Source organism: Microbulbifer sp. SH-1, assembly GCF_011326135.1.
GTDB lineage: Bacteria > Pseudomonadota > Gammaproteobacteria > Pseudomonadales > Cellvibrionaceae > Microbulbifer > Microbulbifer harenosus.
Map to the genome: position 1 here is coordinate 2,767,717 of NZ_CP046948.1, position 13,566 is coordinate 2,781,282.

A 13,566-nucleotide genomic window follows, 5' to 3' on the forward strand; every position below is an offset into this window, starting at 1 on the left:
TGCCAATGACTGCGAAGACTTCCGGCTTGCGAAAAAAATATCTCCCCGCACGGCCAGCCAATCCGCTGCCGGTACTGCTCTGTGCGCTGCTGTTCGTGGGCGCTTGGCTGAGCACCCAGCCGGTCAGTGCGAGCAACGGGCTCTCACCATCATCTTCATCTTCGTCGCCCTTTGGCGCCGCAAGTTCCGGCCAGGATGATTTCCTGCCGGTGGACCAGGCCTATCAACTGGATTTCCTGTTCAGCGACGCCGGCGCCAGTGCATTGTTCCAGATTGCACCTGAATACTACCTGTACCGCGACAAATTAAAGCTGCTGCTGATCCGGGACGGCGAGAAGTCCACCCTGCCCCTCAACCTGGAGCCGGGCGAGGTGATCTGGGACGACTACTTCGAAAAGGAAACCGAGGTCTACCGCTGGCAATTGGAAATCCCACTGGACACACCATCGCTGCCCGCGCGGACGGCACAGATCCAGGTGCACTACCAGGGCTGCGCCGACGCCGGCCTCTGTTACCCGCCGCAGGTGCGCAACTTTGCGTTGGATTTCACCGACAGGACCGCCACCCCGATTGACGGCACCGGTGGCAGCTCCGGCCCCCTGGGCAATGCCACCTCCAGCGGAGCAAAGCCCGGCACGGTATCCGCAACCGCGTCCGGCAGCCTGCTGCTCGCGCTGGCGCTGGCGTTCGGCGGCGGCCTGTTGCTGAACCTGATGCCCTGTGTATTCCCGGTGCTCTCGATCAAAGCACTCGCCATCACTCACGCCGGCGAACGCCAGCGGCTGCACGGCTGGGCCTATACCGCGGGAGTGATCGCCACTTTCGTGCTGATCGCCGCGGTCATGCTCGGCCTGCGCAGTGCCGGCGAGGCAGTGGGCTGGGGCTTCCAGCTGCAATCGCCGGTGGTGGTGGCAGCACTGGTATATCTGTTTTTCGCCATGGGGCTTAGCCTGTCCGGGGTCACCGAGTTCGGCGGCCGTTTGATGGGACTGGGCGCCGGCAATGCGCGAAATAGCGGACTCGGCGGCTCTTTCTCGACCGGTGCCCTGGCGACGGTGGTGGCAAGTCCCTGCACCGCGCCACTGATGGGCTCGGCGCTGGGTTTTGCGGTAACCCAACCGCCCTTCGTCGCGCTGTCGGTGTTCGCCGCGCTCGGCGCCGGCATGGCCGCCCCCTTCCTGCTGCTTACCTATATTCCAGCGCTGGCGAACAAACTGCCTCGCCCAGGTGCCTGGATGGAAACCCTGAAGCAGCTGCTGGCCTTCCCCATGTACCTCACCGCGGTGTGGTTGTTGTGGGTGCTGGGGCGCCAGACCGGCAGCGACGGCGTGGCACTGGTGCTGGCGGGCGCGGTGGCCGTGGCCTTCGCCCTGTGGCTGTGGCCACACCCAACGGATAGCGTGGGGAAAACGCGCTGGCTGCGCAGCGCCTGCGCGATCTTTGCTCTGGTTGGCGCCGCCTGGGCGCTGCCGCAACTGGACGGCAAACCGCGGCAGCTGGCCACCACTGGCGCCAGCGACTACTGGCAGCCCTACTCACCACAGGCACTGGACGCGGCCCGCAGCCAGGGGCAGCCGGTACTCATCAACATGACGGCGGCCTGGTGCATCACCTGCCTCGCGAATGAGAAGGTGGTGCTATCCAGCGACGCCGTGCGCGCTGCGGTGGGCGATCTCGGGATCGTCGCCCTCAAGGGCGACTGGACCAACCAGGACCCTCAGATTACCGAGTTGCTGAGCCGCTACGGCCGCTCCAGTGTGCCGCTGTACCTGCTGTTCCCAGCCGATGGCGGCGAACCCCAGATTCTGCCGCAGATTCTCTCCCGCGACGGCCTGCTCACCGCCATGCGCGGTGCCGCCGGCCGCGAGGCCCTGGTCGACTCCACCGGGAAATAACGGGATTGCGGCGAACGTGGTGGCGGGTCGCACAAAGAGGGCACCCCGCCATCGCCAGCGGCCCACTCACTTCCCGTCCTCTGTATATCTTATGCAATCCGCCTAGTTGGCCATTCACACAGGTGAAAAGGCCATCTCGCACACAACTTTGCGGCAAATTGGGCGTTAAGTTCGGCGAACTGCGCGCAACGTCTCTATTTCTCAATTTGGGGCATGGACAGAGGGTCACTTTTGCGGCAAACTCGCGCCCAATTTCGGCAAATCCGCTGCTTGGCGCCGTTTACCGGCACGTTATCTGACTTTTTACGGATTTTAGTCACAAATTCGCGCGCCTACTCCAACACCTAAGGCGAGACAAAGAGCGAGGCACAGAATGGCTAAACTACTGCTGTTACACGGCCCCAATCTGAACCTGCTTGGCACACGCGAGCCCCAGATTTACGGCTCCACCACCCTCGACGAGATCAATGCGTCGGCCCGCGCCCAATGCGCCGACGCCGGCTGCGAGTTCGACTGCCTGCAGAGCAACAGCGAAGCCGAACTGGTGGAGCGCATCCACCGCGCCTACGCCGACAAGGTCGATTTCATCGTCATTAACCCCGCCGCCTTTACCCACACCAGCGTCGCCCTGCGCGATGCCCTGGCCGGCGTTGCCATACCGTTTATCGAGGTGCACCTCTCCAACCCTCACGCCCGCGAGGCTTTCCGCCACCACTCTTACCTGTCGGATCTGGCGGTGGGGGTTATCTGCGGGTTCGGTGCAGATAGCTACACTTTGGCGCTGCAAGCGGCGCTGAAACGGCTTTAACAACTGAATTTTTCATTCGCGGGCTGCGCGTCCGCGAGCGTGGTTACACAAGATCGAGAGTGACAAATTATGGATATCCGCAAAATCAAGAAACTGATCGAACTGCTCGAAGAGTCCGATATCGGCGAGCTGGAGATTAAAGAAGGTGAAGAGTCCGTGCGCATCAGCCGCGGCGTGAGCGGCGCCTCCTTTCAGATGCCGCAGATGATGCAGATGCCGATGGCACCTGCGGCTGCAGCTCCGGCCGCCGCACCGGCACCTGCGGCCGCGCCGGCGGAAGCCAAGGCGGAATCCGTGCCCGCATTGACCGGCCACCCGGTGAAATCCCCCATGGTGGGCACCTACTACGCCGCCTCCAGCCCCGGCGCCGAGCCCTTCGTGAAGGTCGGCCAGCAGGTAAAAGCGGGCGACGTGATCTGCATCGTCGAAGCCATGAAAATGATGAACCAGATCGAAGCCGACAAGGCCGGCACCATCGAAGCCATCCTGGTGGAAGACGGCCAGCCGGTAGAGTACGACCAGCCGCTCGTGATCATTTCCTGAGCAGGGTGAGTACGCATGTTTGAAAAAATCCTGATTGCCAACCGCGGCGAGATTGCACTGCGCGTGTTGCGAGCCTGTAAAGAAATGGGCATTGCCACCGTGGCGGTGCACTCGCAGATCGACCGCGACCTCAAGCACGTTCGTTTGGCCGACGAGGCCGTATGTATCGGCCCCAACCCGTCTCCCCAAAGCTACCTCAACATCCCCGCCATCATCGCGGCGATGGAGATCACCGATGCGATGGCGGTACACCCCGGCTACGGCTTCCTCGCGGAAAACGCCGACTTTGCCGAACAGGTGCAGAAGAGCGGTTTCACCTTTATCGGCCCTGATGCTGACACCATCCGCCTGATGGGCGACAAGGTGTCCGCGATTGCGGCGATGAAAAAGGCCGGCGTTCCCACCGTGCCCGGCTCCGATGGCCCCCTGCCCGCGGACGGCGACAAGTGCCTGGAAATCGCGCGCAAGATCGGTTTCCCCGTGATCATCAAGGCCGCGGCCGGCGGCGGTGGCCGCGGTATGCGCGTGGTGCACAGCGAAGGCTCGCTGCTGAACTCCATCTCCGTGACCAAGTCCGAGGCCGCCGCGGCCTTCGGCGACAGCACGGTGTACATGGAAAAATTCCTGCAGAACCCGCGCCATGTGGAAATCCAGGTGATGTCCGACGGTCAGGGCAACGCAGTGCACTTCGGCGACCGCGACTGCTCCCTGCAGCGCCGCCACCAGAAGGTGCTTGAAGAAGCCCCGGCGCCGGGTATTCCCGACAAGGTACGCAAGGATGTGCAGGATGCCTGTGTACAGGCATGTATCGACATCGGCTACCGCGGTGCGGGTACTTTCGAGTTCCTGTACGAGGATGAGCGCTTCTACTTCATCGAGATGAATACCCGCATCCAGGTGGAGCACCCGGTTTCCGAGATGGTGACCGGTGTGGATCTGATTAAGGAGCAAATCCGCGTGTGCGCGGGCGAGAAGCTGTCGTTCAAGCAGGAAGACATCGTGATCCGCGGCCACGCCTTCGAGTGCCGGATCAACGCCGAGGACCCGAAGACCTTCTTCCCGAGTCCGGGCAAAGTGGACACCTTCCACGCCCCCGGCGGCCTGGGTGTGCGGGTGGACTCCCACCTCTACTCCGGCTACACGGTACCGCCGAACTACGATTCCATGATCGCCAAGATCATCACCTACGCCGAGGACCGCGAGACCGCGCTGGCGCGTATGCGTGTGGCCCTGAGCGAGATGATCATCACCGGCATCAAGACCAACATCCCGCTGCAGGAACAGTTGGTACGGGATGAGGCGTTTGCCAAGGGCGGGGTGAACATCCACTATCTCGAGAAGAAGCTCGGGATGGAGTGACTTTCTCCCTCCCCTCTTACAGAACCGACTAAGCCGGCTCTGTGGCGGCAAAGCACCGGGGATCCGTTTTTGAAACCGCTGTGAATACGTCCCTGTACGCTGCGTCGCAAACATCCCTGTTTGCGACGCTTTCAAAAACGGATCCCCGGCACTTTGCCTTCCGCACGACCTTTCCTACCCTGTTAGCGTTTCCGAAAGTTCTTTATACACTCAGGACTTTGATTTGCAGGTGCCGCTGCCGGTAAGGCTTTGCGAGACCTTCTAAAACAGGGATGTTTTAGAAGAGCCCCCAGGGATGGGTTCACGGCGTGTCTCGCAAAGCCTTACCGGCAGTGGTACCGCCACGGACTCGCCAAGAACCACCCTTCAAAAAAACCGGAATAACCACAAGTGCCCTGGCTCCAATTACGCGTAAACACCACCCGCGATCAGGCGGAAAAAATCGAGAATGCCCTGCTGTTCGCCGGCGCCGTCTCGGTAACCCTGGAAGACAATGCCGACCAGCCGATCCTCGAACCGGGCCTAGGCGAGACCCCGCTGTGGGACCAGACCCTGGTCACCGGCCTGTTCGACGCCGAAGTCGACACCGGCGTCACCGAAGCCAAAATCTCCTCCTACCTGTGCGAACTCTTTACCGGCGCCCGCTGGGAACAGCTCGAAGACAAGGACTGGGAGCGGGAATGGATGAGCCACTACAAACCCATCCAATGTGGCGACAACCTGTGGATCTGCCCCAGCTGGTGCGAGCCGCCGGCGCCGGGCGCCGTCAACCTCATGCTCGACCCCGGCCTCGCCTTCGGCACCGGCACCCACCCCACCACCTTCCTGTGCCTGCAGTGGCTCGCTCGCGAACCAGTACTGGGCAAGACCGCCATCGACTACGGCTGCGGGTCGGGCATTCTCGGCATTGCCGCACTGCTGCTCGGTGCCGATCGCGCACTCGGCACCGACATCGACCCCCAGGCCCTGCTCGCCAGTCGCGACAATGCCGTGCGCAACGGTATTGATCCCGAGTGCTTCCCCGTCTACCTGCCCGAAAAAACCCCGCCGGCGAGTGAAGCGAGCGCGGACATCATGCTCGCCAACATCCTCGCCGGCCCGCTGGTGGAACTGGCCCCGCAGCTGATTGAGCGCACGAAAGTAGGCGGCCGGATCTGCCTGTCCGGCATTCTTGCCAGCCAGGCGGAGCGGGTGAAATCCGCTTATAGCCAGTGGATCGACTTCGACGCGGATGCGGAGAAGGAAGAGTGGGTGCGCCTCAGCGGCACCAGGGTCAGATAAGCGCACTACGCCCGACGGCGAGTGACTGATAAACTCCCCCGCCAAAGCAATAATCGTCGAATACCATGTCGCAACTGGTCACCCGCTGTCCTCACTGCAGCACCTCGTTCCACGTCACCGAGCAGCAACTGCGTGCCGCCCGCGGCGCCGTGCGTTGCGGCTCCTGCCTGCAGGTGTTCCGCGCAGACGAGAATATCGTCTTCAATGAGGATAACCCGCAGCCGGCGGGCAAAAAGGCCATCGAAGAACTGCTTGAAGACGACGATTTCCTGATCCACGACGACATTGAGCTGGAAGGCGAAGAGGCGCGCGACGACGAACTCCCCAGGTCCCGCCCGAGCCGAAGTCAGGAGGACACAGCAAAACGCGATCAAACCCGCCAAAGCCCGCTGATTGACGACGCCTTCGGCGAGCAGCAGTGGCAGGATCTCGGCAGCGAGGATGCACAGCAAGACCTGGATCTGCGACGCGAGCTGGAATCCGAACTGGATGAATTGAGCGGCGTGGACGACCCCTGGGCTGCGGAAATTGCACAAGAGGAATCCACCGGCAACCGGAAATCCGCTGGATACCGCGACCTGGAATCCCCGGACGAGCGCGAGGAAGACCTGTTCGCCGCGGACCTGCTGAGAGAAGAGGAGACAAGCGAGGGCGACACCACGCTGGTGGCGGGCAACGCTTCCGCGGACATTGCCGGCGACCAGTTCACAGCGGAAGACATGCAGCGTATTGCCGGCAGCGGCGCCCACAGGGGCGCCAGGCCGAAGGCGACCGACAGCCTGGATCCGCACCAGTTGGACGAGGCACCGCTGCTGCCCCGCGACCAGCTGATATCCGCCATCGGCCCCGCCCCCATCGAAGTCACCTGGCAACCCAAACGCCACCGCCGAGTGCCGACCTGGCTGTGGGCGCTGGGTGCACTGCTGCTGGCGCTCGGCCTGGTGGCCCAAACAGCCTACTTTCGCTTCGACACCCTGAGCAAGCGCGAGCCCTGGCGCCAGCTGTACGCGGCGGTCTGCCCGCTCGCCGGCTGCAAACTGCCGGCACAGGTCGACCTCACTGCCATCCACACCTCAAACCTTGTGGTGCGCAGCCACCCACAGACCGCCAATGCGCTGGCAGTGGAAGCCGTGCTGCTGAACCGCGCCCCCTTTGACCAGCCTTTCCCGACGCTGCAGCTGCGCTTTACCGACCTCAAGAATGCACCCGTGGCCAGCCGTCGCTTCGGCCCAGCGGACTACCTCAAGGGTGAGCTGTCCGGGCGCAGACTCATGCCCGCCGGCAACCCGGTGCACATTGCATTGGAAATCGTCGACCCGGGCAGTGAAGCGGTGAACTATGAGCTGCGCATCGTGCCGCAGTGAGCCAGTGGCCATTTGCCGCTGGCGTCCATCACCACACAATGTTGCACAAAGTTCACCCTAAACGGCCAGCCATCGAACAATTTGCGCGCTTTTTCGCTTTTCCAGTGGCCGACCAGCCGCTATCATAGCCGCTCTTTGACACCCATGAGACCAGACCCGCGGGAGGGCGAGTTGCCCACGGAATTGCCAAGCAGCTTCGCCATCGGCCCCTATAACATCGGCGCGCCCGTCATTCTGGCACCCATGGCCGGCGTTACCGATCGCCCCTTCCGCAGCCTGTGCCGCGAGCTCGGCGCCGGTCTGGTGGTCTCCGAAATGGTCACCTCAGATACCAGTCTGTGGGACAGCCGCAAATCGAGAACGCGCCTGGATCACGCTGGTGAGAGCGGTCCGATTTCGGTACAGATTGCCGGCGGCGACCCGGAGATGATGGCCAATGCGGCGCGGGAAAACGTCCGGCGCGGCGCCCAGATCATCGATATCAATATGGGTTGTCCGGCAAAAAAAGTGTGTAAAAAAGCAGCGGGTTCCGCCCTGCTGCGCGACGAAAAACTGGTCGCCGACATTCTGGAAGCAGTGGTTTCATCCGTCTCAGTACCAGTGACGCTGAAAATTCGCACTGGCTGGTGTCCGGATTCCCGCAACGGGGTGACGGTGGCCAAGATGGCCGAGGATCTCGGTGTCTCCGCCCTGGCAGTTCACGGCCGCACCCGCGCCTGTGGCTACCATGGCCAGGCCGAATTCGATACCATTGCCGAGATCGTGTCGGCGGTGAAGATACCTGTCTTTGCCAACGGCGACATCACCGGCGCGGAAAAGGCCCGCAAGGTGTTGGACTACACCGGTGCTGCCGCGGTCATGATTGGCCGGGCGGCTCAGGGACGTCCATGGATTTTCCGGGAAATCGCTCACTACCTCGCAACGGGGGAGCAATTGCCGGAGCCCTCACTGGATGAAGTCAGGGACATATTAATCACTCACTTGAGTGAGCTACACCGTTTCTACGGTGCGGTTATGGGGGTACGTATCGCCCGCAAACATGTGGGTTGGTACGTGAAAACACTCGCGGACAGCGACGACTTTCGCAAGACCTTTAACCAACTCGATTGCGCAGAAGCACAACATGCCAGCGTTCGTGAGTGGTTTGAACGCCGAATAACTAGAGGGGCAAAAGCGGCATGAATAACGAAGCACTGATTCCGGACACCAGCGATGTGGTGTCCGCTGGGGGACAGGTTCAATTGCAACAACCGCAGGCACTGCGCGATGCGGTTGAACAGGCGATGGAAAACTACTTCCGTCACCTGGATGGTCAGATGGTGACCGAAGTCTACGATATGGTGCTGTCTGAGATCGAAGCGCCGATGCTGGAAGTGGTGATGAAACACACCCGCCACAACCAGACCCGCGCCGCGCAGCTGCTGGGCCTCAACCGGGGAACCCTGCGCAAGAAGCTCAAGCGCTACGGTCTGCTGTAAGGCGACATGCCGCCCCGGGCAACACAGTACAGTGACGACCGGGCGGTAAAAATTCAGCGAGGGGGGATGGGTTGAACCCATCCCCCCTCGCTACTTTCTACCTATGATGAAATGGCTCGGTCCGGCCGCTTCAACGCGGCGCCTTCGGCCCATGATCCATTTCATCGTCGCCCCCGAAATGCTAGCGCAGATGTGTGAATCTTCTGGCATTCCGGTGGCTCGCGCGGCTTAGGCCGCGGCGGCACATCCATGTGCCTCACCAGCTCTTTTTAAACTTCAGATGGACGATGCGATATGACTGACAAGGTGGCCGTTCGCCGCGCGCTGATCAGCGTTTCTGACAAAACCGGGATTGTGGAATTTGCCCGCGAGCTCTCCAACATGGGCGTGGAAATCCTGTCCACCGGCGGCACCTACCGCCAACTCGGTGAAGCCGGTATCCCAGTGGTGGAAGTCTCCGACTACACAGGCTTCCCGGAAATGATGGACGGACGCGTAAAGACCCTGCACCCGAAAGTGCACGGCGGCATTCTTGGCCGTCGCGGTAAAGACGACGCGGTAATGACCGAACACGGCATCAAGCCCATCGACATGGTCGTGGTCAACCTCTACCCCTTCAAGGCCACCGTCGCCAACCCCAACTGCGACCTGCCCACCGCCATCGAAAACATCGACATCGGGGGCCCCACCATGGTCCGCTCCGCCGCCAAGAATCACAAAGACGTCGCCATCGTGGTCAACGCCCACAGCTACGACACCGTGATCGAGGAAATGAAAGCCAACGACGGCCAGCTCGGCTACGAAACCCGCTACGACCTCATGGTGCAAGCCTTCGAACACACCGCCCAGTACGACGGCATGATCGCCAACCACTTCGGCGCGCGTAACACGTCCAACGAAGCCCGCGAGTTCCCCAACACCTTCAACGTCCAGTTCGAAAAAGCCCAGGACATGCGCTACGGCGAGAACCCGCATCAAAAAGCGGCCTTCTACGTGGAAGCAGACGCCGAGGAAGCCTCCGTCTCCACTGCCACCCAGCTGCAGGGCAAGGAACTCTCCTTCAACAACGTCGCCGACACCGACGCCGCACTCGAGACCGTCAAACTGTTCGACGAGCCCGCCTGCGTCATCGTCAAGCACGCCAACCCCTGCGGCGTCGCCGTAGCCGCGGACATTAAAACCGCCTACGAACTGGCCTTCGCCACCGACCCGGAGTCCGCCTTCGGCGGCATCATCGCCTTCAACCGCGAACTGGACGCCGAAACCGCCCAGCTTATCGTCGACAAGCAGTTCTCCGAAGTCATCATCGCGCCCAAAGTATCCGAAGGCGCCGCCAAAGCCGTATCCGCCAAGCAAAACGTACGCCTGCTGGAATGCGGCGAGTGGGGTAGCGAACGCCCGGCGGCCTTCGACTACAAGCGCGTCACCGGCGGCCTGCTGATCCAGGAAAAAGACAACGGCATGGTTGCCAAGGAAGACCTGAAAGTCGTCACCAAGGTCCAGCCCTCTGACGAGCAACTGGACGAACTGCTGTTCGCCTGGAAAGTTGCCAAGATGGTCAAATCCAACGCCATCATCTACGCCAAAGACGGCCGTACCATCGGCGTCGGCGCCGGCCAGATGAGCCGCGTCAACTCCGCCCGCATCGCCGCCATCAAGGCCGAACACGCCGGCCTCGAAGTAAAAGGCGCAGTCATGGCCTCTGACGCCTTCTTCCCCTTCCGCGACGGCATCGACAATGCCGCCAAGGTAGGCATCAGCGCGGTCATCCAGCCCGGCGGCTCCATGCGCGACGACGAAGTCATCGCTGCAGCGGACGAGCACGGCATGGCGATGGTGTTTACCGGCATGCGTCACTTCCGTCACTGATCTGTCACTGACCTAGCGATTTAATATTCGCGCGTTATATGGGAAGGCCCTGTGGCTGGGGCCCCTTCCCGAGACCGTCTGCGGCCCGGATGGCCGCAGCCGAGCCCCCATGGATGGGTTTACGGCGTGTCTCGGGAAGGGGCACCAGCCACAGGGCCGCCACAGGACCGGCTTACGAAGCACTCAAATTTGCCCGCCTCCCCGGTTACTGCCCAGCAATACTGCGCGCGATGCTAAACTAGCCCACCTAAATAACAGGCACGGGGAAACTCAAGAATGAATATCCTGGTAATCGGCTCTGGTGGCCGCGAACACGCACTGGCCTGGAAGGCCGCGCAAAACCCCGCCGTAGACACCGTCTTCGTCGCACCGGGCAACGCCGGCACCGCCCGCGAACCCAAACTCCAGAACGTCAACATCGGCACCGACAACTTCTCCGCCCTGTCTGACTTCGTCGAAGAAAAAGGCATCACCCTCACCATCGTCGGCCCCGAAGCCCCACTGGTGGACGGCATCGTCGACTTCTTCAACAGCCGCGGCCACAACATCTTCGGCCCCGAAAAAGCCGCCGCCCAACTCGAAGGCTCCAAAGCCTTCACCAAAGAGTTTTTGGAACGCCACGGCATCCCCACCGCCGCCTACCAGAACTTCACCGAAGTCGAACCGGCGATCGAATACATCCGCGCCCAGGGCGCCCCCATCGTCGTCAAGGCCGACGGCCTCGCCGCCGGTAAAGGCGTCATCGTCGCCGAAACCATCGAGCAGGCGGAGCTGGCCGTGCGCGACATGCTCAGCGGCAACGCCTTCGGCGACGCCGGCTGCCGCGTCGTAGTCGAGGAATTCCTCACCGGCGAAGAAGCCAGCTTCATCGTCATGGTCGACGGCGAACACATCCTGCCCATGGCCACCAGCCAGGACCACAAGCGCGTCGGCGACGGCGACACCGGCCCCAACACCGGCGGCATGGGCGCCTACTCCCCGGCACCGGTAGTGACTCAGGACGTGTACGAGCGCGTGATGAAAGAAGTCATCGAGCCCACCGTCAAAGGCCTCGCCTCCGAAGGCATGCCCTACACCGGCTTCCTGTACGCCGGCCTGATGATCAACGCAGAGGGGGCGCCCAAGGTCATCGAGTACAACTGCCGCTTCGGCGACCCCGAAACCCAGCCGATCATGATGCGCCTCAAATCCGACCTGGTGGAGCTGTGCATGGCCGCAGTGGAAAAGCGCCTCGACAAAGTCACCGCCGAGTGGGACCCTCGCCCGGCGCTGGGTGTAGTCCTTGCCGCCCACGGCTATCCCGGCAGCTACCGCAAAGGCGACGCCATTTCCGGCCTGGACAAGGCCGATGGTGAAAATGCCAAGGTATTCCACGCCGGCACCGCGCTTGACGGCGAGCGCGTGGTCACCAGCGGCGGCCGCGTACTCTGCGCCACCGCCGTGGGCGAAACTGTGGCCGAAGCCCAGGAAAACGCCTACGAGTGCGCGCGCAAGATCTACTGGGAAGGCGCCTTCTACCGCAAGGACATCGGCTATCGCGCGGTAGAGCGGGAACAGTCCGAAAACGCGTAGTCAGTCTTTGAGGAATACGCCGATGAGCAGCCAACGCCAATTGACCGGACTCGACCGCCTGCTGCTGCAGGCGGATCGCGCCTTGCGCACCCTGAGCCCCGGCTCACCCTGTCACGAGCGGCTGTCGCCGGCCAGATCCGTCGATGAAGCGGAACTGTCGGACAGCGAACGCCGCCATGCGGCAGGCCTGATGCGGGTTAATCACAGCGGCGAGGTGTGTGCCCAGGCGCTATACCAGGGGCAGGCGCTGACCGCCAAACTGCCGCAGGTGCGCGAGGAAATGGAACACGCGGCCGACGAGGAGATCGATCACCTGGCCTGGTGCGAGCAGCGCCTGCGGGAACTCGACAGCCGCCCGAGCCTGCTCAACCCTCTCTGGTACAGCCTGTCCTTTGGGATAGGCGCCGCAGCGGGCAAGATCAGCGATCGGGTCAGCCTCGGCTTTGTTGCGGCCACCGAGGAGCAGGTGTGCAAGCACCTGGAGAGCCATTTGCAGAGGCTACCGGCGCAGGACGAGAAAAGCCGCGCAGTGGTGGAACAGATGCTGGTGGACGAGGCCAGGCACCAGCACGCTGCGCTGGACGCCGGCGGCGCACGCTTTCCCGGCCCGGTAAAAGGCCTGATGACCCTGGTCTCCAGGGCGATGACGTCGGCCAGTTACCGGGTTTAGCTACCGGGTCTAAGCCTCCCGCCGCCAATAAAAAACCCCGAGTCTCAGCGAGGCTCGGGGTTTTCTGTATCTGGTCGAGAGGAGACCTGAAACGTCAGATCTCTTCAATCCGGTAGGAGTGCACAATCTCCACTCCCGCCTTGCCCAGCATGATGGAGGCGGAACAGTACTTCTCCGCGGACAGCTCTACCGCCCGCGCCACCTGCGCCTCCTTGATATTGCGACCGCGCACCACAAACTCCATCTCGATCTTTTCGAACGGCGCCGGGACCGTGTCCGGGCGGTGTCCCTTGAGTTCCACATGGCAACCGATCACGTCCTGGCGGGCCTTTTCCAGGATACTCACCACGTCGTAGGAGGCGCAGCCGCCCACGCCCAGCAGGATCATTTCCATCGGGCGCACACCGTTGTTCTTCTGGCCGCCTTCCATTACCACGGCATTGCCACTGCCAGATTCGCCCAAGAATGTCAGACCATTCACCCAGGTCACCCGACCCTGCATAACACCGCCCGCCATGGAACTCTCTCCTTCAGATTTGATGAGGGCCGGGAGCTTATCACACCCGTCGCCGGATTCCGCGACACAGCGCGTTCCTGGACTATCGTACTACCTTCTGCACCATAGTAAGCCTTTACTTACGGTGGTTGTAAGCGCCGTCTACAACCGCTATAAACAACACCCGACCCAGCCCTTCGCAAATAGTGGCCCAGATCACATTGCGGAGCT

Annotated in this window: 12 protein-coding genes; 11 read left to right on the forward strand and 1 reads right to left on the reverse strand. The window is 62.2% G+C overall.

Annotated features, from left to right (window positions below; translation table 11 throughout):
* Positions 1–5 precede the first annotated feature (5 nt).
* The 11 genes from GNX18_RS11390 to coq7 all read left to right on the forward strand — a co-directional run bounded on the left by GNX18_RS11390 (position 6) and on the right by coq7 (position 12,839).
* Complete coding sequence (locus GNX18_RS11390; protein WP_166218159.1) at positions 6–1,895, forward strand: protein-disulfide reductase DsbD; 1,890 nt, start codon at positions 6–8, stop codon at positions 1,893–1,895.
* A gap of 373 nt (positions 1,896–2,268) precedes the next feature.
* Positions 2,269–2,703: a type II 3-dehydroquinate dehydratase gene (gene aroQ, locus GNX18_RS11395; RefSeq protein WP_138234990.1), complete on the forward strand. Its 435-nt coding sequence runs from the start codon at positions 2,269–2,271 to the stop codon at positions 2,701–2,703.
* A gap of 69 nt (positions 2,704–2,772) precedes the next feature.
* A complete protein-coding gene (gene accB / locus GNX18_RS11400; RefSeq protein WP_166218162.1) occupies positions 2,773–3,246 on the forward strand; it encodes an acetyl-CoA carboxylase biotin carboxyl carrier protein in 474 nt (157 codons plus the stop codon).
* Positions 3,247–3,261: 15 nt separating this feature from the next.
* Positions 3,262–4,605: an acetyl-CoA carboxylase biotin carboxylase subunit gene (gene accC / locus GNX18_RS11405; RefSeq protein WP_138234992.1), complete on the forward strand. Its 1,344-nt coding sequence runs from the start codon at positions 3,262–3,264 to the stop codon at positions 4,603–4,605.
* A 390-nt stretch (positions 4,606–4,995) separates the two neighbouring features.
* A complete protein-coding gene (prmA, locus tag GNX18_RS11410; RefSeq protein WP_166218165.1) occupies positions 4,996–5,886 on the forward strand; it encodes a 50S ribosomal protein L11 methyltransferase in 891 nt (296 codons plus the stop codon).
* Between the two features lie 65 nt (positions 5,887–5,951).
* Positions 5,952–7,250, forward strand: a complete 1,299-nt coding sequence (locus GNX18_RS19445; RefSeq protein WP_205827893.1) for a DUF3426 domain-containing protein — start codon at positions 5,952–5,954, stop codon at positions 7,248–7,250.
* A 144-nt stretch (positions 7,251–7,394) separates the two neighbouring features.
* The gene (gene dusB, locus GNX18_RS11420; RefSeq protein WP_166218168.1) at positions 7,395–8,432 is read left to right on the forward strand and encodes a tRNA dihydrouridine synthase DusB; all 1,038 of its coding nucleotides are present in this window, start codon (positions 7,395–7,397) and stop codon (positions 8,430–8,432) included.
* The gene (fis, locus tag GNX18_RS11425; RefSeq protein WP_105102945.1) at positions 8,429–8,728 is read left to right on the forward strand and encodes a DNA-binding transcriptional regulator Fis; all 300 of its coding nucleotides are present in this window, start codon (positions 8,429–8,431) and stop codon (positions 8,726–8,728) included. Before dusB ends, fis begins: the two co-directional genes overlap by 4 nt.
* Before the next feature lie 294 nt (positions 8,729–9,022).
* The gene (purH, locus tag GNX18_RS11430; RefSeq protein WP_138234996.1) at positions 9,023–10,597 is read left to right on the forward strand and encodes a bifunctional phosphoribosylaminoimidazolecarboxamide formyltransferase/IMP cyclohydrolase; all 1,575 of its coding nucleotides are present in this window, start codon (positions 9,023–9,025) and stop codon (positions 10,595–10,597) included.
* 276 nt (positions 10,598–10,873) lie between these two features.
* Positions 10,874–12,169: a phosphoribosylamine--glycine ligase gene (gene purD / locus GNX18_RS11435; RefSeq protein WP_138234997.1), complete on the forward strand. Its 1,296-nt coding sequence runs from the start codon at positions 10,874–10,876 to the stop codon at positions 12,167–12,169.
* Between the two features lie 22 nt (positions 12,170–12,191).
* Complete coding sequence (gene coq7, locus GNX18_RS11440) at positions 12,192–12,839, forward strand: 2-polyprenyl-3-methyl-6-methoxy-1,4-benzoquinone monooxygenase (RefSeq protein WP_166218171.1); 648 nt, start codon at positions 12,192–12,194, stop codon at positions 12,837–12,839.
* Positions 12,840–12,933: 94 nt separating this feature from the next.
* On the opposite strand, the gene GNX18_RS11445 is transcribed toward coq7, so the two are convergent.
* Positions 12,934–13,341, reverse strand: a complete 408-nt coding sequence (locus tag GNX18_RS11445; protein ID WP_138235142.1) for an OsmC family protein — start codon at positions 13,339–13,341, stop codon at positions 12,934–12,936.
* Positions 13,342–13,566 lie beyond the last annotated feature (225 nt).